The 18,243-nt window shown below is 74.1% G+C and carries 17 protein-coding genes; 5 read left to right on the plus strand and 12 right to left on the minus strand.

Going from position 1 to position 18,243, the window contains the following annotated elements; translation table 11 throughout:
• Positions 1-2 precede the first annotated feature (2 nt).
• Positions 3-1,289, minus strand: coding sequence for an ABC transporter substrate-binding protein (locus tag FB554_RS10040; protein WP_142005831.1), 1,287 nt, complete (start codon positions 1,287-1,289; stop codon positions 3-5).
• A gap of 1 nt (position 1,290) precedes the next feature.
• Positions 1,291-2,421: an ABC transporter ATP-binding protein gene (locus FB554_RS10045; RefSeq protein WP_142005832.1), complete on the minus strand. Its 1,131-nt coding sequence runs from the start codon at positions 2,419-2,421 to the stop codon at positions 1,291-1,293.
• A 117-nt stretch (positions 2,422-2,538) separates the two neighbouring features.
• On the opposite strand from FB554_RS10045, the gene FB554_RS10050 reads away from it, so the two are divergent.
• Entirely contained in the window at positions 2,539-3,777 is a 1,239-nt protein-coding gene (locus FB554_RS10050) for an ROK family transcriptional regulator (RefSeq protein WP_142005833.1), read from the plus strand.
• Between the two features lie 78 nt (positions 3,778-3,855).
• Here the strand turns inward: FB554_RS10050 and FB554_RS10055 are convergent, their stop codons facing one another.
• From FB554_RS10055 to FB554_RS10085, 7 genes are all read right to left on the minus strand, one after another.
• The gene (locus tag FB554_RS10055) at positions 3,856-4,341 is read right to left on the minus strand and encodes a pilus assembly protein TadG-related protein (RefSeq protein WP_142005834.1); all 486 of its coding nucleotides are present in this window, start codon (positions 4,339-4,341) and stop codon (positions 3,856-3,858) included.
• 14 nt (positions 4,342-4,355) lie between these two features.
• Positions 4,356-4,817: a pilus assembly protein gene (locus FB554_RS10060; protein WP_142005835.1), complete on the minus strand. Its 462-nt coding sequence runs from the start codon at positions 4,815-4,817 to the stop codon at positions 4,356-4,358.
• A 2-nt stretch (positions 4,818-4,819) separates the two neighbouring features.
• On the minus strand, positions 4,820-5,170 hold the full coding sequence (locus FB554_RS10065) for a TadE family protein (RefSeq protein WP_268885481.1): 351 nt from the start codon (positions 5,168-5,170) through the stop codon (positions 4,820-4,822).
• A gap of 53 nt (positions 5,171-5,223) precedes the next feature.
• Positions 5,224-5,436 (minus strand): hypothetical protein, encoded by a 213-nt coding sequence (locus tag FB554_RS10070; RefSeq protein WP_142005836.1) that lies wholly within the window; start codon positions 5,434-5,436, stop codon positions 5,224-5,226.
• A gap of 61 nt (positions 5,437-5,497) precedes the next feature.
• On the minus strand, positions 5,498-6,439 hold the full coding sequence (locus tag FB554_RS10075) for a type II secretion system F family protein (protein WP_142005837.1): 942 nt from the start codon (positions 6,437-6,439) through the stop codon (positions 5,498-5,500).
• Positions 6,436-7,302 carry a type II secretion system F family protein gene (locus FB554_RS10080; protein ID WP_142005838.1) on the minus strand — a complete coding sequence of 289 codons (867 nt, stop codon included), beginning with the start codon at positions 7,300-7,302 and terminating at the stop codon, positions 6,436-6,438. Before FB554_RS10080 ends, FB554_RS10075 begins: the two co-directional genes overlap by 4 nt.
• Positions 7,299-8,525: a TadA family conjugal transfer-associated ATPase gene (locus FB554_RS10085; RefSeq protein WP_142005839.1), complete on the minus strand. Its 1,227-nt coding sequence runs from the start codon at positions 8,523-8,525 to the stop codon at positions 7,299-7,301. Before FB554_RS10085 ends, FB554_RS10080 begins: the two co-directional genes overlap by 4 nt.
• 226 nt (positions 8,526-8,751) lie before the next feature.
• Here FB554_RS10085 and FB554_RS10090 point away from each other — a divergent pair, with 226 nt between their 5' ends.
• The 3 genes from FB554_RS10090 to FB554_RS10100 all read left to right on the plus strand — a co-directional run bounded on the left by FB554_RS10090 (position 8,752) and on the right by FB554_RS10100 (position 14,875).
• Entirely contained in the window at positions 8,752-12,969 is a 4,218-nt protein-coding gene (locus FB554_RS10090) for an FtsK/SpoIIIE domain-containing protein (RefSeq protein ID WP_142005840.1), read from the plus strand.
• Between the two features lie 197 nt (positions 12,970-13,166).
• A complete protein-coding gene (locus FB554_RS10095) occupies positions 13,167-13,952 on the plus strand; it encodes a hypothetical protein (RefSeq protein WP_142005841.1) in 786 nt (261 codons plus the stop codon).
• Complete coding sequence (locus FB554_RS10100) at positions 13,952-14,875, plus strand: hypothetical protein (RefSeq protein ID WP_142005842.1); 924 nt, start codon at positions 13,952-13,954, stop codon at positions 14,873-14,875. Before FB554_RS10095 ends, FB554_RS10100 begins: the two co-directional genes overlap by 1 nt.
• Positions 14,876-14,932: 57 nt before the next feature.
• Here FB554_RS10100 and FB554_RS10105 read toward each other — a convergent pair whose 3' ends face one another.
• Entirely contained in the window at positions 14,933-15,451 is a 519-nt protein-coding gene (locus FB554_RS10105) for a phenolic acid decarboxylase (protein ID WP_142005843.1), read from the minus strand.
• Between the two features lie 107 nt (positions 15,452-15,558).
• On the minus strand, positions 15,559-15,951 hold the full coding sequence (locus FB554_RS10110; protein ID WP_142005844.1) for a hypothetical protein: 393 nt from the start codon (positions 15,949-15,951) through the stop codon (positions 15,559-15,561).
• A gap of 277 nt (positions 15,952-16,228) precedes the next feature.
• On the opposite strand from FB554_RS10110, the gene FB554_RS10115 reads away from it, so the two are divergent.
• The gene (locus tag FB554_RS10115) at positions 16,229-16,477 is read left to right on the plus strand and encodes a WhiB family transcriptional regulator (protein ID WP_142005845.1); all 249 of its coding nucleotides are present in this window, start codon (positions 16,229-16,231) and stop codon (positions 16,475-16,477) included.
• 54 nt (positions 16,478-16,531) lie between these two features.
• Here the strand turns inward: FB554_RS10115 and FB554_RS10120 are convergent, their stop codons facing one another.
• Positions 16,532-18,094 carry a sensor histidine kinase gene (locus FB554_RS10120; RefSeq protein ID WP_142005846.1) on the minus strand — a complete coding sequence of 521 codons (1,563 nt, stop codon included), beginning with the start codon at positions 18,092-18,094 and terminating at the stop codon, positions 16,532-16,534.
• Between the last annotated feature and the right edge of the window lie 149 nt (positions 18,095-18,243).

Consider the following 18,243-nt stretch of genomic DNA (forward strand, 5'->3'; position numbering starts at 1 on the left):
GGTCAGGCGGACAGCCGGATGGCCAGCCGCTTCCAGTCACGGTCGAGCTTTCCGAGGAAGGTCTCGACGTCGCCGCCGTAGATGTATTCCTGCAGATAGCGGCGGGCGGGGATCGCGGTCGGGATGTACAGCTCCGGGCCCTGGGAGTAGCGGCCGGAGAGGACGTACGGGTTGAGCCCGGAGACGAGCGGGCTGGACTGCTCCGGGGCCGCCTTGTCGGGCGAGAACGCGAGGTTGTCGGCGTTGTAGCGGTGCACGATCTCGGGACGCATGAGGTAGTCCATGACCGCCAGCCCGCCCGCGCGCTCGGCGCCGGTGGCCGAGGCCGGGGTCCACACGACCTGGTCGAGGTTGATCGTCGCGGTGGTGTCGGCGGGGTCGTCGGTCATCGGCAGCGGGAACATCCCGCCCTTGAACTGCGGGTTGGCGCCCAGCACCCCGGCGTACGCCCACGGCCCCTGGAACATCATCGCCGCCCGGCCGGCGGCGAACTCCCGGTTGCCCTGGTCGTACGCGATCGTGCGGGCGTTGCTGTTGAAGAAGGGCAGCAGCTGCTTGATCTGCACCAGCGGCTCGCGGAAGTTGCTGCTGAACGACTGCGGCGACGCGGGGCTGAGGTCGTCGCCGACGGCCTCCAGGTCGCGGAAGAACTTCGCGACGTCGAGCATCCCGACGACGGAGTAGTTGAACATGCCCTGGCCGAGCGTCCAGTCGTCGGCGAACGTGCCGAGCAGCGGGGTGATGCCGCGCGACTGCAGCCGCCGGCAGACCTGCAGGAACTCGCTCCAGGTGGTCGGCACCCGCACGCCCGCGCGGGCGAACAGGTCACGGTTGTAGAGCACGCCCTGCCCGGCGATGGAGTAGGGGACCGCGCCGATCTGGTTCTGATAGGTGCCGTACGCCTGGACGAACTCGACCATGTCCGGCCGGATCGTGTCGAGCACCGGGTTGTCGCGCTGGTCGGCGAGCACGCCGCGGCGCATGTAACCGCCGAAGGTGATGTCGAAACCGTTGATGCCGACCGCCACCGGGGAGCTGCGCACGAAGTCGGCGATGACCCGGGTGTTGTCGTTGTTCTCCAGCTCGGCGGTGACCCGCGACTGGCTGCGGTTGAAGCCCTCGGTCACCCGCTGGAAGTAGGTGATGGTCTCGCGCTTGTTGGCTGCGAAGCGCACGGTCGTCCGTCCGTCGGACGAGCCGCACCCGGCCAGTCCGCCCGTGCCCGCGGCCGCGACGGCCAGCGCGCCGGCACCGCGCAGCAGCGTGCGACGGTCCACCAGGGCGGGCATCTCAGACCGCCTCCGCGCCGGCGGCCACGACCTCGCGGTCACCGTCGTAGTCGGGCAGCCGCTCGCCGGTCTCGGCGTCGAACAGGTGCATGGCCGAGCGGGCCGGGCGCAGCGTGATGCCCTCGCCCACCGTGTGCCGGGCGCCGGCCGGGCGGCGCACGGTGATCTTCTTGGGCTCGGCCTCCTCGGTGGACAGGTAGATGTAGACGTCGTTGCCGAGGTTCTCGACCACGTCGACCCGGGCGTGCACGCCGGGCTCCCCGTGGCCGAGCACGCGGAAGCCCTCGGGCCGGCTGCCGACGACGACCCGGTCGCTCGTCAGCGCCGCCTGCTGGGTGCGGGTGAGCTGGATGTCGAAGGTGCCGTAGCGCACCTGGCCCTGCGCCCCGACCGGGGCGGTCAGCAGGTTCATCGACGGGGACCCGATGAACCCGGCCACGAAGACGTTGGCGGGGCGGGCGTACATCTCCTCGGGCGGGGCGTACTGCTGCAGGACGCCGGCCCGCAGCACGGCGATGCGGTCGGCCATGGTCATGGCCTCCACCTGGTCGTGGGTGACGTACATCGTCGTGACGCCGAGGCGGCGCTGCAGCTCGGAGATCTGGGTGCGCGTCTGCACCCGCAGCTTGGCGTCGAGGTTGGACAGCGGCTCGTCCATGAGGAAGACCTTCGGGTGGCGCACGATGGCCCGGCCCATCGCGACGCGCTGGCGCTGGCCGCCGGAGAGGTTGGCGGGCTTGCGGTCCAGGAACTCCTCGAGGTCCAGCAGCGCGGCGGCCTCGCGCACCCGGCGACGGATCTCCTCCTTGGGCGTCTTGTTCAGACGCAGGTGGAAGCCGATGTTGTCGGCGACGCTCATGTGCGGGTAGAGCGCGTAGTTCTGGAAGACCATGGCGATGTCGCGGTCGCGCGGCGCCACGGCCGAGACGTCCTCGCCGCCGATGTAGACGCGGCCGCCGGTGATGAACTCCAGGCCGGCGAGCATCCGGATCGTGGTGCTCTTGCCGCAGCCGGACGGGCCGACGACGCAGACGAACTCACCGTCCTCGACCTGCAGGTCGAGGCCGTCGATGGTCGGTGCGTCCAGGCTCGGATATTGCAGGGTCGCTTGGTCGAAGACGACGTTGGCCATGCCGGATCCCTCGCTCGGTCTCGCCGCTGGTGCGAGCACCCATTTAGGAAAGGTGCTTAAGTAAAGGTGCTTGCTATGATTCGGGTCACATCGCCGCCCTGTCAAGAGGAGTCTTGAATGCCCAGTCACGCGCCCGGCCCCGCGGCCCGGCTGGCCAACCAGGTCGCGGTGCTGCGCGCCCTGCACGCGCTGGACGAACCCACCGTCAGCGAGCTGATGGAGCGCACCGAGCTGTCCCGCCCCACGGTGCACGCGGTGTGCGACCAGCTGACCGAGGCCAACCTGGTGCGCGAGGTCGAGCCACGCGTCCTGCCCGCCACCCGCGGGCGGCGTCCGCGCTCGTTCGCCCTGAACACCCGGGCCGCGCACCTCGTGGGCGTGGACCTCGGCGTGGCCTCGGTCCGGGTGGTGGTCACCGACCTGCGCGGGGAGACGCGGGGCGAGGCGCAGACCGAGGGACTGACGTACGACACGCCCGCCCGCGAGCGGATCGCGGCGGCCCACGCGTGCATCGACGAGGCGCTCGGGGCCGCCGGCATCACCCGCGACGCGGTGCTGACGGTCGGCGTCGGCCTGCCCGCGCCGGTGCGGCCCGACGGCCGGCTCGCGGCGACCGGCGGCTATCTCGCCGACCTCCCCGAGCTCGACGTCGCCGCCGAGATCACCAGGGACTCCGGGTGGACGGTGCTCGTGGAGAACGACGCCAACCTGGCCGCCCTGGCCGAGCTGCGCCGCGGGGCCGCGCAGGACGCCCAGCACCTCGTCGCGATCCTCGCCGGCGAGCGGCTCGGCGCCGGGATCATGGTCGACCGCCGCCTCGTGCGGGGTGCCACGGGTGCCACGGGCGAGCTGTCGTTCGCGACGTTGCTGGAGCGGGTGCCCGGGGCGTACGGCGTGGGCACGCTCGCCCGCGAGGCCGCGCTCGGCGCGCTGGCCTCGGCGTCACCGGAGCGCAGCGCGGACCTGCTGGCGCGGTGCGACGGCGACCCGGCGCAGTTGACCGGCAAGCACGTCTTCGACGCGGCCGCGGCGGGCGACCCGCTCGCCCGCGAGGTCATGGACGAGGCGGCAGAGCCGATCGCCCGGCTGATCGTCGTGCTCCAGCTGCTGCTGGACCCCGGCACGATCGTGATCAGCGGTGCCGTGGCGAACGCGCCCGGCCTGCTCGAGGCCGTGCGCCGGCACCTGCCCGACCTCCCGGAGAACGCGGTGCACCCGGCGACCATCGTCGCCTCGACGCTGGGCGGCCGGGTGGTGGCCACGGGCGCCGCGGTGCTCGCGATCGACGACTTCTGGCACCGCCTGTCGACCGACCCGCACTCGGTGGTGCCGCGGCTGCGCGCCCCCGCCTCCTGAGCCGGTGCTGCCGGACGCGGGCGCTGGGGCTCCGGGCTCGGAGCTCGGACTCCGGGCTCGACGTGCGGGGCCGCCGGCTCAGGGTGAGACGTCGGCGCGGGCGCGCGACTCCACGGTCACCGGCACGTCGCCGAGGAAACCGAGCAGACCGCCGGTGATCGGCGGGTCGACGTTGCCACGCAGGATCACCACCGCCGTACGCCCGTCGGGACTGCCCGTGCCCGGCTGCAGTCCCCACGACGTGACGTGGGTGGGCAGGGTCTGCCGCCCCAGGTTGGTGCCGGCCACCTGCTGCACCGAGCCGTCGGTGAGCGTGAGCTCCTGCCCGACCCCGCGGCCGTAGATCGCGCCCTCGTCGATCGCGTCGGCCGCGTCGGACGCCGCGGAGTCGGCGGCGTCGATGATCCGCATCCGCGCGAGCTGCACGGCGGTCACGTCGACCGCCCCGAGGATCAGCAGCGCCAGGATGCCGAGGAGGCCGGCGATGAGCACCGAGATCCGGCCGTCGTCGCGCCCCCGCCATGCACGACGACGGCGGCTGGTCCCCGGATCTCGTTGTGCCACAGAGCTTCTCGAGGTCACGGTTGCTCTCCGAACCGGTCGACCGACTCCACGTGGCGGGCGGTCACGGTGATGGCGGTCGGCACCACGTCGGACACGAACCCCGGGACGAACGGCAGCGGCACCTCGAGCGTGGCCTGGGTGCCCACCTGCGCGTCGCGGGTCAGGCACGGGGCAGCGCTGCAGGTGATCGCCACCTGCCCCTGGCCCGGGAAGCCCTGGTCGGCGAACGCGATGGCGGCCGCGGACCGGGCCCGCGCGGGGGCCGCACCCGAGGACTCGGCGGTCACGAACGTCCGCCCGGCCTCGCGGCTGGCGGCCGACACGGCATAGGCACCGGCCTGGAGCCGGGCCAGCGCGACGACGAGGTAGAAGACCGGAAGGGTCACCAGCACCCCGAGGAAGACGAACTCGACGATCGCGCTCCCCCGCTCGCGCCGGCGGCGGCGCAGCCGCTGCAGGAGCGTTGCAGCCAGCACGGTCACTGGTCCTCCGCGTAGGCACGGCCGCTCACCGTGAGCTCGCGCCCCGGACCGAACGGACCGATGATCGGCAGCGGCGCGACGACCTGCACGCGCACCACCGCCACCCCGCCCTCGCTGCCGCGGGCGGCGCTGACGTCGCGCGCGTAGGAGTCGCGCAGGCTGGTGCGGATCAGGGCGCGGGTGCGGTCGGCCCCGGCCGCGGGCGAGCTGTCGGCGCGGGCGCCGTAGCGAGCGCCCTCGGCTGCGTGCGCGATGAGCGTGTTGCGCACGTGCAGCGCGAAGCCGAGCTGGAACGCGGCGAGGAACAGCACGATCACCAGGACGCTGACCATGGCGTACTCCGCCACGGCCGACCCCTCGTCACCGCGCCGGCGGCCTCCCGGTCGCCCGGGAGGCCGGATCACGGACCGCTGACCCCGTTGATCGCCTGGGTGAACATGTCGCGCAGCGCGGGCCCGGCGACGCTCCACAGCAGCGTCACGATGCCGGCGGTCATGAGTGTGATGAGCACCCAGCCGGGCACGTCGCCGCGGTCGCGCTGAGCGGTGAGCCGGTGCTGGGCGCCGACCATGGCGCGCAGCACCCGGCGGGCAAGCGTCTGGTTGGTCGTCATGGTGTTCTTCTCCTCTGGTGACGGTTCACGAATCTCGTGAGGTGACAGGCGGTTTCGGACATCAGGGGCCTCCGAGCTGGAGGACGGACAGGCCGGGGAAGACGGCGAAGAGGATCGTGACGGGGAGCACGAGGAAGACGACCGGGACCATCATCGCGATCTCACGACGGCCGCCCTCCTCGAGCAGCAGCTGCTTGCCCGCGTCGCGCGCGTCCTGGGCCTGGGCACGCATCACGTCGGCGAGCGGGGTGCCGCGCTCGACCGCCACGACGATGCCGTCGACGAACCGGGCGAGGCTGGGGATGCCGGTGCGGTCGGCGAGCCCCTGCAGCGCCTCGGGCAGCGAGGCGCCGGCCCGGGCGTCGGCCAGGCAGCGACCGAGCTCGCCCGACAGCTCACCGCGGCTGAGCTTGGTGACCCGCTCGAGGGCGGCCGCCGCGCCCTCGCCCGCGGTGATCGCGAGCGCGAGCATCTCTGCGACAGAAGGGAACTCGGCGAGAATGCGCTCCTCTCGGCGACGCGCGTCGCGGGTCAGCTTCTGGTCCCTGGCCACCACGCCGGCCATGACGGACAGCAGGATGAGCAGCACGGCCACCGGGATCGACGTGCCCGAGCGCAGCACCCGCGTGGTCGCGAAGACGATGCCGCCCAGGCCGGCGAGCACTCCCCACAGGGCCTGCTGGGCACGGAACCCCTCGACGTCGGTGGGCTGCCCGGCCCGCTCCAGTCGCCGGCGTACGGACGTGGCGCCACCGAGCAGGTGGTCGACCAGCGCGCCGAGCCGGCCGAGGACCGGCCGCAGCAACCGGTGCACGCTGAGGTCGGCGGTCGGCTGCAGCAGCCGCGAGGGACGCGGCTTGTCGCTGACGTAGGGCCCCACCCGGTCGGCGAGGTCGGGGCGTCGCCCGGCCGGGATCCCGCGCAGCACGAGCAGCAGCCCAACGCCGACGACCGCACCGAGCACGGCACCGGGCCAGCTCCAGGTGAGCGCTTCGAGGCTCATCGCATGATCCGGACTTCTTCGGGCAGCCGGCCGATGCGGCGCATGATCCGGTAGGCCAGCAGCGAGACCGCTCCCCCGAACGCCAGCACCAGCACCCCGGCGGGCGTGCGGTAGGCGTCGAGCGACTGGCCGTTGGTCGCCAGCATGAGCAGCACGATCCACGGGGCGCACAGCGCCAGCCGCGCGGCGTTGACCGTCCAGCTCTGGCGGGCCTCGAGCTCGGCGCGGGTGCGCGCGTCCTCGCGCAGGAAGGTCGACAGGGTCCGCAGCAGCCGGCCGAGGTCGGTGCCGCCGACCTCGCGGGCGATGCGCAGCGACTCGATGAGCCGGTCGGCCACCGGGTCGCTCAGCCGGGTCTTCAGCGCGTCGAGGCAGTCGTGGAACCGGCCGGTGGTGCGGTAGTCCTGCGCGAAGTCGGCGAAGACCGGGCGCAGCTCCTCCGGTCCGCGCACCGACAGCTGGGCCAGCGACTCGGGGAGAGCCAGGCCGGCGCGCACGGCCGAGGCGATGTGGTCGACCACGTCGGGCCAGACGTCGCGCAGCTGCTTGCGCCGCCGCCGGGCGCGCGCCCGCAGCAGCGCGATCGGGGCGTAACCGGCACCGCCGGCCGCGAGCAGACCGAGGGCCGGTACGCGCGTCAGGCCGAGCACGAGCAGCCCGCCGCAGACGCCGAGCAGCACGCACGCGGTGAGCAGCCGGCCGACGGTGACGGCGGACCACCCGGCCTGGGCGATGTCGTCGCGCAACCGGTCGGCGCGGCTGGGCCGGCCGGCGTCGACCGGCTCCTCGGTGCGCGGCCAGAACGACCACCAGACGCAGAACAGCCCCAGCCCGAGCGTGAGCCCGAGGGCTGTGCCGGTCATCCGTGGCTCCCGAGCAGCTCGTTGACGTCGAAGCCCGCGCGCTCGAACTGCTCGACGTGGGGCGGGAACCCGTCGCCACGCTCGAGCGACCGGCCGCGTGAGACGAACAGGTCGGACAGCTCGACGACGTCGCCCTCGGCGCGACCGGGCAGGGCGACGATCTCGCGCACCCGGCGGCGGCCGTCGCGCTCGAGCACCACGTGCACCACCACGTCGATCGCGCTGGCCACGGTCGGGACGACGAACGTGCTGCTCACGTTGGAGCCGGCGAGCAGCGGCAGCGTGCACATCTTGATGACGGCCTCGCGCGCGCTGTTGGCGTGGATGGTGCACATGCCGGGCAGTCCGCTGTTGAGCGCGATCAGCAGGTCGAGGCTCTCCTCCTGGCGCACCTCGCCGACGATGACGCGCGAGGGCCGCATGCGCAGCGCCTCCTTGACCAGCCGCCGCAGCGGGATCTCACCGGTGCCCTCCAGGCTGGCCTGCCGGCACTGCAGCGCGGCCCAGTCGCGCAGCGGCAGCTTGAGCTCGAAGACCTCCTCGCAGCTCACGACCCGCTCGTGCGAGGGGATCGCCGAGGCGAGGCAGTTGAGCATGGTCGTCTTGCCGGCCTGGGTGCCGCCGGAGACCAGCACGTTGAGCCCCGAGGCGATCGCGGCCGACAGGAAGCGCGCCGCCTGCTGCGGCATGCTGCCCATCGACACCAGGTCGTCGAGGGTGTGCGCCCGCACGACGAACTTGCGGATGTTGACCAGCCACTGCTGCCGGGTGACGTCGGGGATCGCGACGTGCAGCCGCGAGCCGTCGGGCAGGGCCGCGTCGACGAACGGCGAGCTGAGGTCGACGCGGCGCCCGGACGGCTTGAGCATCCGCTCGACGAGGGTCTTGACCTGCTCCTCGGTGAGGATGGTCGGCGTGAGCTCGGGGACCCCGGACCGGGCGACGAACACGCGCGCCGGCTCGTTGATCCAGATCTCCTCGATCGTGGGGTCGTCGAGGTACTGCTGCAGCGGGCCGAGCCCGGCCACGGCGTCGAGCACCGAGCGCGTGGCGGCGTCCCGGTCGCCGAGCGGCGCCAGGCCGCCGTGCAGCGAGCGCTCCTCGTAGTCGCGCACGACGTCGTCGACCAGACCCTGCAGCACGTCACGGTCGCTCGCGGGATCGAGCCGCTGCCGACGGATCAGCTCGCGGACCTCGCCCTCGATGACGTGGATGCCCTCCATACCCCTGCCTCGTCCCTCTGCGACGAGAGGCGCCGACCCCCGACGGCGACTCCCGGGCCGGATGACCCGGCACGAGGAGTCATGAAAGCCAACCGGGAGGGGCTGTGGCGGTATCCACAGCAATCTTTAACAACTCCATACCTACGGGTGCGTCAGTGGCCGCCTTGTCCACAGGCGCGCCCCGCGCTCCCGGCGAGCAGCCCCGCTCCCGCCGCATACTCCGGCCGTGAGCACCAACCCCGCACGACCGGAGCCGATCAGCATCGCGCTCACGCTCGTCCCGACGTCCGGCGGCGAGCCGACGAGCGTCGTGGTCACCGGCGACAGCGCCACCACGTTCGGCGAGGTCCGTCCGCTGCTGCCGGTCCGCTGGCCCGCCACCCCGCTGTACGCCGGCGCCACCGAGGTCGACGACGCCCACCTGCTCGGCCGGTCACCGCTGCTCCACGCGACCCAGCTCACCGACCGCCCGTCAGCGGCCGGGCGCCGCCCGCTGCTGGAGCTCGCGGTCGCCGAGGGGCCGGTGGCCGGCTCGCTGCACCCGCTGACCGCCGGCGGGGTGCTGGGTCGCGACCCCGCGTGCGACATCCCGCTGCTCGACCCGTCGCTGTCCCGCGCGCACGCGCGCCTGCAGCTCGATCACGGACGGGTGCAGGTGCACGACCTCGGCTCGACCAACGGCACCGCCGTGGACGGCCGCCCGGTGCGCGAGGCACCGCGCGAGCTGCAGGCCGGTCACCGGCTGCGCACCGGGAGCACGGTCAGCAGGCTCACCGCGCCGACGAGCCCTCGGCCGCTGCCGACGCGAGCCGGCCGGCTCGCGCTGTCGCGCCCGCCGCGCCAGGTCCCGGAGCTGACCAGCCACGAGCTCGACCGGCCGCACCCGCCGCATGACCACGAGTTCTCGCTGCCCTGGTTGATGCTGCTGCTGCCGATCCCGGCCGCCCTCGTGCTGGCCCTGGTCCTGCGGAGCCCGATGTTCCTCGCGTTCGCCGCCTTCAGCCCGTTGATGATGCTCGGGCAGTACCTCCACGACCACCGCACCGGACGCCGCTCACGCCGAGCCCAGCGCGCCGAGTTCCGTTCGCGCACAGAGGTTCTCGAGCGCAAGGTGCGCGAGCACCTCGATCGCGAGCTGCGCGACCGGCGGCGCCTCGCACCCGACCTCGCCGAGCTGCTCGCCCAGGCCCGCGAGGGTCGGTGCTGGGCTCGTCGCCCGGGCGACCCCGACCACCTGCTGTGGCGGGTCGGCACCGGCAGCCTGCGCTCGTCGGTGACCGTGCGCGCCACCGACGGCTCCCGCGAGACGCACGACCTCGCCGAGTGCCCGATCACCGTCCCGATCCCCGACCACCGGGTGGTCGGCCTGGCCGCCCCGGTCGACCTGCTCGGCCGCGCCGTCGACGGCCTCCTCGGGCAGCTCGTGGCCACCCACTCCCCTGCCCTGCTGCGCATCCTGGTGCTCACCGAGCGCCCCGGCGCGCGCGGCCGCTGGGGCTGGCTCACCTGGCTCCCCCAGCTGCGGAGCGAGCCCGTGTCGGCGCCGACGGTGCTCGACCCCGACGACGACCTCACCACCGCCCTGCTCGCTCCCTGGGCGCGCGAGCGCGAGGAGCGCAGCCACCAACCGCCGGCCATCCACACGGTCGTCCTGCTCGACGGCGACGGACCCGGGCGCCGTCCGCTCGTGCACGACCTGCTGCAGCACGGACGCGACCACGGCGTCGCCGTCGTCGCGACCGGCAGCACCCTCGCCGAGCTGCCGCCCGACTGCGAGGTCACCGCGGTCATCCACTCCGCGTGCGAGGCTGCGGTGCTGCACGGTGACGACGAATCCCGTTGCGTCCCAGATCTTCCCGCGCCTGGTTGGCGTGACCAGCTCGCCGCCGCCCTGAGCCCGCTCATCGACGCCACCCCCGGCGCGCGCGGTGGCGAGCCGCCCGCGCAGGTGCGGCTGCTCGACCTGCACGACGAGGCACCCGCCGCCCCCGCCGTACGCCGTCGCTGGGCCGCCCGGCCACGCTCCACCGAGATCCTGCTCGGCCTGGGCGCCGACGGTCCGGTCACCGTCGACCTGGTGCGCGACGGCCCGCACGCGCTGGTGGGTGGCACCACCGGCTCGGGCAAGTCCGAGCTGCTGCAGACGCTCATCGCGTCGCTGGCCCTCGGCAACCGGCCCGACGAGCTGACCTTCCTGCTGGTCGACTACAAGGGCGGCGCCGCGTTCAAGGACTGCATCGACCTGCCGCACACCGTCGGGCTGGTCACCGACCTCGACCCCTTCCTCACCCGCAGAGCCCTGGAGTCGCTCGAGGCCGAGATCAAGCGCCGCGAGCGGCTGCTCGGCGAGGTCGGCGCCAAGGACCTCGAGGACTACCAGGCCCTGCGCGGCGACCACGCCACCGTGCCCCGGCTGGTCCTGGTCATCGACGAGTTCCGGGTGCTGGCCGAGGAGCTGCCCGACTTCATCGACGGGCTGGTGCGCATCGCCGCGGTCGGTCGCAGCCTCGGCATCCACCTGGTGCTCGCGACCCAGCGGCCGGCCGGCGTCGTCACCGCCGACATCCGGGCCAACGTCAACCTGCGCATCGCGCTGCGGGTGCGCGAGGCCGGCGACTCCGAGGACATCATCGAGTCGCCGGACGCGGCCCGGATCAGCACGCACACCCCTGGCCGCGCGCTGCTGCGCACCGGCTCGACCCCGCCGGTCGCGGTGCAGACCGCACGCGTCGGCGGCCCGGCCGACCGGGGGCGCACCGTGCAGGTGCTCCCCGTCGATCCGGCCACCGGTCGCGTGCGCGCCGCCCCGGCCCCCGCGGCCGCCGTCGACGACAGCGACCTAAGCCGGCTCGTGACCCTCCTCGACGACGCGAGCCACGACATCCCGCGCCAGCCGTCGCCGTGGCTGCCGACGCTCCCCGCCCACGTCTCTGCGTCCGAATCTACCTGTGCCGAAAAGGTTCTCGGCGACACACCGGCCGACCCCGACGTCCCTGTGGCGGTCCTCGGCCTGCTCGACCTCCCCGCCGAGCAGACGCAGACCACGCTCGGCTGGAGCCTGCCCAGCGGCCACCTGGCCGTCGTCGGCGGACCCCGCAGCGGACGTACGACATCGGCCCGGACCGTCTGCGCGAGCCTCGCGAGCGCGTGGTCGCCGGACGACCTGCACGTCTATGCCATCGACCCGTCCGGGGCGCTGTCCGCGCTCGCCGCGCTGCCCCACGTCGGCGCCGTCGTCGGCGGGCAGGACCCCACCCAGACCGGCCGGCTGCTGGCCTTCCTCGCCGAGGAGGTGACCCGGCGCCAGCAGGTGCTCGCGGCAGGCGACCACAGCGACCTCGCCGAGCAGCGCCGCGACCCCGGCGCGGGCGACCCGCTCCCCTACGTCCTGCTCGTGCTCGACGGGTGGGACGCCTTCCACGAGGAGTACGAGCTGCACGACCCGGCCGTCGTCGACGCTGTGGTGCAGGTGCTGCGCGACGGCGCCGGCGTCGGCGTCGCGGTCCTGCTGACGGGTGGGCGCGCGGCGCTGTCCGGACGGGTGGCCGGGGCGATCACCCACCGCCTCGTGCTGCGGATGGCCGACGAGATGGACCTCGTGATGGCCGGCCTGCGGCCCACCCAGGTGCCCCGCGAGATGCCGCCCGGCCGTGCGCTGGTGCTGCCCGACGCGCACGAGCTGCAGGTGGCCGCGCCCGCCGAGGGTGCGGGCGGCGCCGAGCAGTCGGCCGCGCTGCGCCGGGTCGCCGCGAGCGCCCCGCCCCCGCAGCGGCTCCGCCCGCGCCGGTTCTCCGGGCTGCCCGACCGCCTGGCGTGGGCCGACCTGCCCGCGCCCGAGCCCACGGACCACGAGCACCCGCCCGGCCTGCTGCTGGGACTGGGTGGCGACGACGCCGAGCCCGTACGCCTGCCGCCCGACCCCGTGCACGGCCGGGTCGCGCTCGTGGCCGGCCCGCCCCGCAGCGGGCGCACCAACGCGCTGCTCACCCTGGCCCACCAGCTGCGCGCCGAGGGTCCGGTGCTGTGGCTCGGGTGCGCGGGCGCCCCCACCGGACTGCCGCCGGGGATCGAGCCGGCCGACGCCGACTCCCCCGACGCGCTGTGGCAGCGGCTCACCGAGCGGCCCGCGACGCTGGTCGTCGACGACGTCGAGCTGCTCGGCGACGGCCCGCTCGACGAGCTGGCACGCACCTGGCTCACCTGGTGCGCCCAGGGCCACGGGTCGCTGCTGGTCGCCGGCACCACCGCCGACCTGGTGGCCGGCTTCCGCGGGGTCGCCCACGACCTGCGCCGGCGGCAGACCGGGCTGCTGCTCCAGCCCGGCCGCAACGACGGCGACCTGCTCGGCACCGTGGTGCCCGCCGCGCGGCGCCTGCTCCCGGGCCGCGGCGTGCTGGTGCAGCGAGGCCGCCCGCTGGAGGTCCAGGTGGCACTGCCGCCGTGACGTCCACGACGCCCGCACGCAACTCGCCCCGCCCGGACACCCGCGCGGGGAGGGAGACGCCGGACGCCGGTCCAGTGCGCGAGGGGGCGGCGGGTGCCTCCCGACACCCGCACGGGGAGGGGGCCGGATCGTCGCCCGCTCACGGCATACTGACCTGGGGGCACCGCAGGGGTGACCTCCTGGCCGAGGAGGACGACATGACGGGCAGCCGGCGCCGCGCCGCGCGCACCACGCGTCTGCTCGCCGGGGCCGCGACCCTGGCCGTCGCGCTCACCGCCTGCGGCGACGGCGACGAGCAGGCCCAGCAGACGCCCACCGAGGCCCCCACCGCCTGGACCACCGCGGGCGCGGCCAACCCGTCCGACAAGCCCGGCGAGACCGGCGACCGGGGGCAGGCCAAGGTCGGAAAGCTCGATGCGCTCCAGGTGAGCCTGCCCGAGGGCGGCAAGTCGGCGATGGTCGACCCCAACACCTGGCCCGACATCCAGACCCTGCTCAACAGCGACCAGCTCAAGGGGATCTTCCCCAGCCTGTCGCTGGGCAACCCGCGGCTGTGCGCGTTCGGCACCTACAACAGCGTCGGTGGCCTGACCCCGAAGAACACCCAGTGCAGCTGGGAGGTCAAGCGCGGCGTCATCGGCTCCGACGCCGCCCGCTTCCGGCTGCAGCTGCGCGGCATCGGCGCCGACAGCGAGGTCGTGAAGTCCTGGGACGGCGTGCGCCAGACCTACCGCGGCGAGAACGCCGCCGGCGACAACTTCTACGTCGACGGCACCTACGGCGCCCGCCGGGTCCTGCTGCGGCAGAGCGGGCTGGGCTCGTTCGTCGTCTCCGACGGCCAGGTGGCAGCGTGGTTCGACGTGTCGATGGACGACAACCTGCTCAACCAGGACGACCCCGCCAAGAACAACGAGGCGGTGCGCACCCAAGCCTTCCCAACGCTGGTCGAGACGTTCGTGACCCTCCTCCCCAGGAAGTTCTGATGCCCTCATCCCGACGGATCGCGGTCGCCGCCGGCGCCGCGACCGCCATGCTCGTCGCCGTGCCGTCGTACGCCGTCGTGCGCTCTCCGCAGACCGGTTCGGCCCAGCCCGCGGCGACGCCGAGCCGCATCTCGACCAACGCCCCCGCGGCCCCGGGCGCGACCCCCACGTCGGCGCCCGGCGCCTCGGCCACCGCGACCGGCGGAGCGTCCACCGCCCCGGGCGCGACGTCGAGCACCGGCCCGACGGGCAGCGCGAGCAGCAGCGTCCGGCCGGCCCCGTCGACGACCTACGCGCCGCCCGCGCTCGGCTCCGACGCGCCCGCCCCGGTCGCGCGCAACCTGCAGGTCGAGCGCGCCTTCGACGTGCAGCCCGCCCCCGCCGGCGGGCTCTCGCCGGACAGCTCGTGGCCCGACGCCGGACAGCTGTTCACCGAGACCGAGCTCGCCCAGGTCGTCCCCGGCCTGTCGGGCGTGCGCGCCTCCGACTGCCAGCCGGGGCAACTGCCCGGGGGCGGCAGCACCGCCCGCAACGCCACCTGCACCCTCACGCTGACCCTGCGCGGCGAGCCCGCCGAGGACGCCAGCCGCCTCGTGGTCAGCATCCGCAGCATCGGCGCCCCCGACGCGGTCGGGCGCAGCTGGTCCTCCACGCTCGCCGCGCAGCGCGCCCGGTCGGGCGAACGGCCGGGGCTCTACACCTTCTACCGCAACGGGGTGCTCGGGGCCTCCTCGGCCTACACCGACGGCACCACCACCCGGGTGCTCGTGCAGCGGCCGGGCCTCGCGGCCGAGGTCTGGTTCAGCGGCATCGGCTTCACCCGGCTCAAGCCGACCTACGAGGCCTCCCGCGAGGCGTTCCGCACCGAGGTCTCCCCCGGCGTCATCCAGCTGCTCGCCGGCAAGATGGCCCGGGCCCAGTAGCCACCGCGCCCCGGCCGACCGCGCCACGGCCGACCGGGCACCGGCCGCGACGCCTGGTCAGCTCGTCCGGTCGACGTAGCCCTCGGGCAGCTCGCTCGGTGCGCGGTCGATGACGGTGTCGTCGTCGACGTCGCACTGCTCGACGAAGGTGATCGTGGCGGCCTCGTCGAGCAGCTCCAGCGGCGCGACCGGGCCCTGGTCGCGCAGGGCGTACATCTCGTCCAGGTGCTCGTTCTGGAACAGCGCCGTGCGCGCGGGGTCCTGGTGCACCCACTGGGCGAAGAAGATGGCCCCGTGCACCCAGCGGTCGGCCAGGTTGACGACGAGGCTGACGCAGGTCCCGGTGGGCTCGTTCCAGGACACCGTGAACACCTGCTCGCCCAGCCGGCTCAGCTGGACGGGCTGCCCCTTCACCCAGCGGCCGGCGACGTCGCCGGAGTGGATCCGGTAGTCGATCTCCCCGGCGTTCTTCACGAACAGCTCGTAGCGCCAGCCGTTGGCGTAGGTGTAGATCAGGTGCTTGCCCTGCAGGCCCGTGGTGTCGTCGTCGGGCGCGGGGAGCAGTGCTGCGCTCATCTCGTCTCCTTCGTCGAGGGGTGTTCGCCTACACCCTCGACGTTAGGCGCGCCGGCACCGCCCGGACGCAGGGGGCCCGGTCACATGGGGCGAGCGGGCGGGGCCGCTCAGCCCTCGGCGTCCTCGAGGTCGACCGAGGGTGCGCGCCAGGCGAACACGATCGTCACCAGCGCGAGCAGCAGCACCGCCGACCCCAGCGGGATCTGGCCGGCGCCGAGCATGGAGAACGCCACCGGCAGCAGCATCAGGTTCCAGACCAGGCTCGGGGTGCGGGCCCAGCCGCGGCCGCCGAGCAACCCGGCCGCGAGGGCGAACGCACCGGCCGCGAAGACGACCAGCAGCGCGATCTCGGTCCAGGCCTGGGTGGCGTCGCCGACGTCACCGCGCGCCAGGTCGACCCCGAGCACCACGCCGAGCCCGACCAGCACCAACCCCTGGGCCGCCATCAGCACTGCCGCCGTGCGGCCGGTCGAGTCGGGGACTGCGGGCTGGTCGGTCACGCCCCGAGGTTAGACGAGGGCGTACGACCGCCGTCCGCCTGGTGAACACTGTGACCAAGGACTCACCCTTCGGTATCGAAAATCTCAGGTGAACACCTTGTGAAGGCGTTCACGATCTGTGAGAGTGGATGAGCAGTTTGTGCCGGGAGATGCTGCGCGACTTCGCCCCAGCAGGTCTACCGGACGCGTACCGTCCCGACTGAGACTTTCCCTTGCACGACTGCTTGGTGGCGCACCGTTGCCGCCGCAACCGACTCAAGAACGAGGAGCACCACGCATGGATTGGCGCGACCGCGCTGCCTGCCTCGAGGAGGACCCGGAGCTGTTCTTCCCCATCGGGAACACCGGCCCCGCGATCCAGCAGGTCGAGGACGCCAAGGCCGTCTGCCGACGCTGCGAGGTCATCGACACCTGCCTGAAGTGGGCCCTGGAGACCGGTCAGGACGCCGGGGTCTGGGGCGGGTTGTCCGAGGACGAGCGCCGCGCCCTCAAGCGCCGCAACGCCCGGGCCCGCCGCGCCGGCTGACCCACAGCCGCACCTTCTCACAGGCCCCCGCAGCCACCGGCTCCGGGGGCCTCGTCATGCCCGGCCGCGGTCGCCGTCGTCGGGGTCGTCGTCGGACGGCGCCTCGCCCGCCCCGTCCTCGGGGTCCAGCGGCTCCATCGGCCGCAGCCGCGCGTGGAAGCGCACCACCGTGCCGCCCGCGGGGTCGTCGGCCCAGGCGATCTCGCCGCCCAGGTCATCGACCAGCGACAGCACGATGCGCAGCCCGAGCCCGCCCTGGCCGGGCTCGAACCCCGCCGGCAGGCCCGGCCCGCCGTCGCGCACCTCGACCTCGAGCCGCTCCCCCGCCGGGTCGGGGCTCCCGTCCGCGGCGAGCCGCCGCGCCTCGACCTCGACGACACCGCCGTCCTCGCCGAGCCCGTGCTCGACGGCGTTCTGCACCAGCTCGGCGAGCACCATCGCGAGCGGTGTCGCGTCGTCGCTGCGCATCTGCCCGAACGCCCCGCGCAACCGGCCGCGGGCACGCGCGTCGCTGCGGTTGGCCACGTCGATCGCGGCCTGCAGCCCGCGCTGGGCGATGAGCCCGAAGTCGATCGTGTCGTCGAGGCGGTGGCTGAGCGTGTCGTGCACCAGCGCGATGGTCGCGACCCGGCGCCCGGCGTCGTCGAGCGCGGCCCGGGCCATCGGGTCGGCGAGGCGCCGCCCCTGCAGCCGCAGCACCGCCGCCACCGCCTGCAGGTTGTTCTTCACCCGGTGGTGGATCTCGCGGATCGTGGCGTCCTTGGTCAGCAGCTCGCGCTCGCGGCGGCGCAGCTCCCCCACGTCGCGCACCAGCAGCACTGCACCGGTCCGCCGTCCCGCCTCCGACAGCGGGATCGAGCGCACCGTCATGCTCGCACCGCGGTTGCGCACCTCGGTCGCCCACGGCAGCTGCCCGCTGAGCACCGGCACCTGCTCCTCGTCGAGCCCGTCGACCAACGGCGCCAGCACCTCGGCGAGGCGCGCGCCGACGACCGCCCCGGTGTAGCCCAGCCGGTGCACGGCCGAGACCGCGTTGGGGCTGGCGTACAGCACCGCGCCGTCCGACCCCAGCCGCAGCACGCCGTCACCGACCCGGGGCGCGCCGCGCCGCCGGCCGGTCTGCCCGGCCTGGGTGGGGAAGGCGCCGGTGGCGATCATGCGTACGAGCGCGTCGGCCGTCGCGAGATAGGTCACCTCGAGCCGGCTCGGCGTGCGCATCGAGGCGTGGCTGGTGTGCCGGGTCACCACGGCGACGGGCTGGGTCGCGCCGCGCGGGCGGACCGGGATGGCCTCCTCGCGCACCGGGGCGTCACCGTGCCAGACCGGGTGCCCGCCCGGCACCAGCCGGCGCTCGGTGAACGCCTGCTGGATCATCGGCAGCCGCTCGTGGTCGGCCACCCGCCCGACGAGGTCGTCGACGAAGATCCCGACCCCGGTCGTGGGGCGCACGTGCGCCGCGGCCACCCACTGCTCGTCGGGTCGGCGCACCCACAGCACCAGGTCGCCGAACGACAGGTCCGACAGCAGCTGCCAGTCCCCGACGAGGTCGTGCAGCCACTCGGTGGCTGCGTCGTCGAGTCCGGTCTGCTCGTCGAGCACATCAGCCAGCGTCGGCATGACCTGAGCCTAATTCTTCGGTCTCAGCTCCCCGCCGGATTCTTTGGTCGCAGCTCCTCCTCCGGGCGCCGCTTGCTTCGCTGCGCGCCGCCCGGCATCGTCGCCGAGACGTTCGCGCACCGTCGCCGCGACGCATCTTCGCCGAAACA

This window comes from Barrientosiimonas humi (genome assembly GCF_006716095.1).
GTDB lineage: Bacteria > Actinomycetota > Actinomycetes > Actinomycetales > Dermatophilaceae > Barrientosiimonas > Barrientosiimonas humi.

Excerpts from the sequence above, each read along its gene's own strand:
- FB554_RS10040 (WP_142005831.1), bottom strand. The coding sequence starts at position 1,289 with ATGCCCGCCCTGGTGGACCGTCGCACGCTGCTGCGCGGTGCCGGCGCG.
- FB554_RS10045 (WP_142005832.1), bottom strand. The coding sequence starts at position 2,421 with ATGGCCAACGTCGTCTTCGACCAAGCGACCCTGCAATATCCGAGCCTG.
- FB554_RS10050 (WP_142005833.1), top strand. The coding sequence starts at position 2,539 with ATGCCCAGTCACGCGCCCGGCCCCGCGGCCCGGCTGGCCAACCAGGTC.
- FB554_RS10070 (WP_142005836.1), bottom strand. The coding sequence starts at position 5,436 with ATGACGACCAACCAGACGCTTGCCCGCCGGGTGCTGCGCGCCATGGTC.
- FB554_RS10075 (WP_142005837.1), bottom strand. The coding sequence starts at position 6,439 with ATGAGCCTCGAAGCGCTCACCTGGAGCTGGCCCGGTGCCGTGCTCGGT.
- FB554_RS10080 (WP_142005838.1), bottom strand. The coding sequence starts at position 7,302 with ATGACCGGCACAGCCCTCGGGCTCACGCTCGGGCTGGGGCTGTTCTGC.
- FB554_RS10085 (WP_142005839.1), bottom strand. The coding sequence starts at position 8,525 with ATGGAGGGCATCCACGTCATCGAGGGCGAGGTCCGCGAGCTGATCCGT.
- FB554_RS10095 (WP_142005841.1), top strand. The coding sequence starts at position 13,167 with ATGACGGGCAGCCGGCGCCGCGCCGCGCGCACCACGCGTCTGCTCGCC.
- FB554_RS10100 (WP_142005842.1), top strand. The coding sequence starts at position 13,952 with ATGCCCTCATCCCGACGGATCGCGGTCGCCGCCGGCGCCGCGACCGCC.
- FB554_RS10105 (WP_142005843.1), bottom strand. The coding sequence starts at position 15,451 with ATGAGCGCAGCACTGCTCCCCGCGCCCGACGACGACACCACGGGCCTG.
- FB554_RS10115 (WP_142005845.1), top strand. The coding sequence starts at position 16,229 with ATGGATTGGCGCGACCGCGCTGCCTGCCTCGAGGAGGACCCGGAGCTG.
- FB554_RS10120 (WP_142005846.1), bottom strand. The coding sequence starts at position 18,094 with ATGCCGACGCTGGCTGATGTGCTCGACGAGCAGACCGGACTCGACGAC.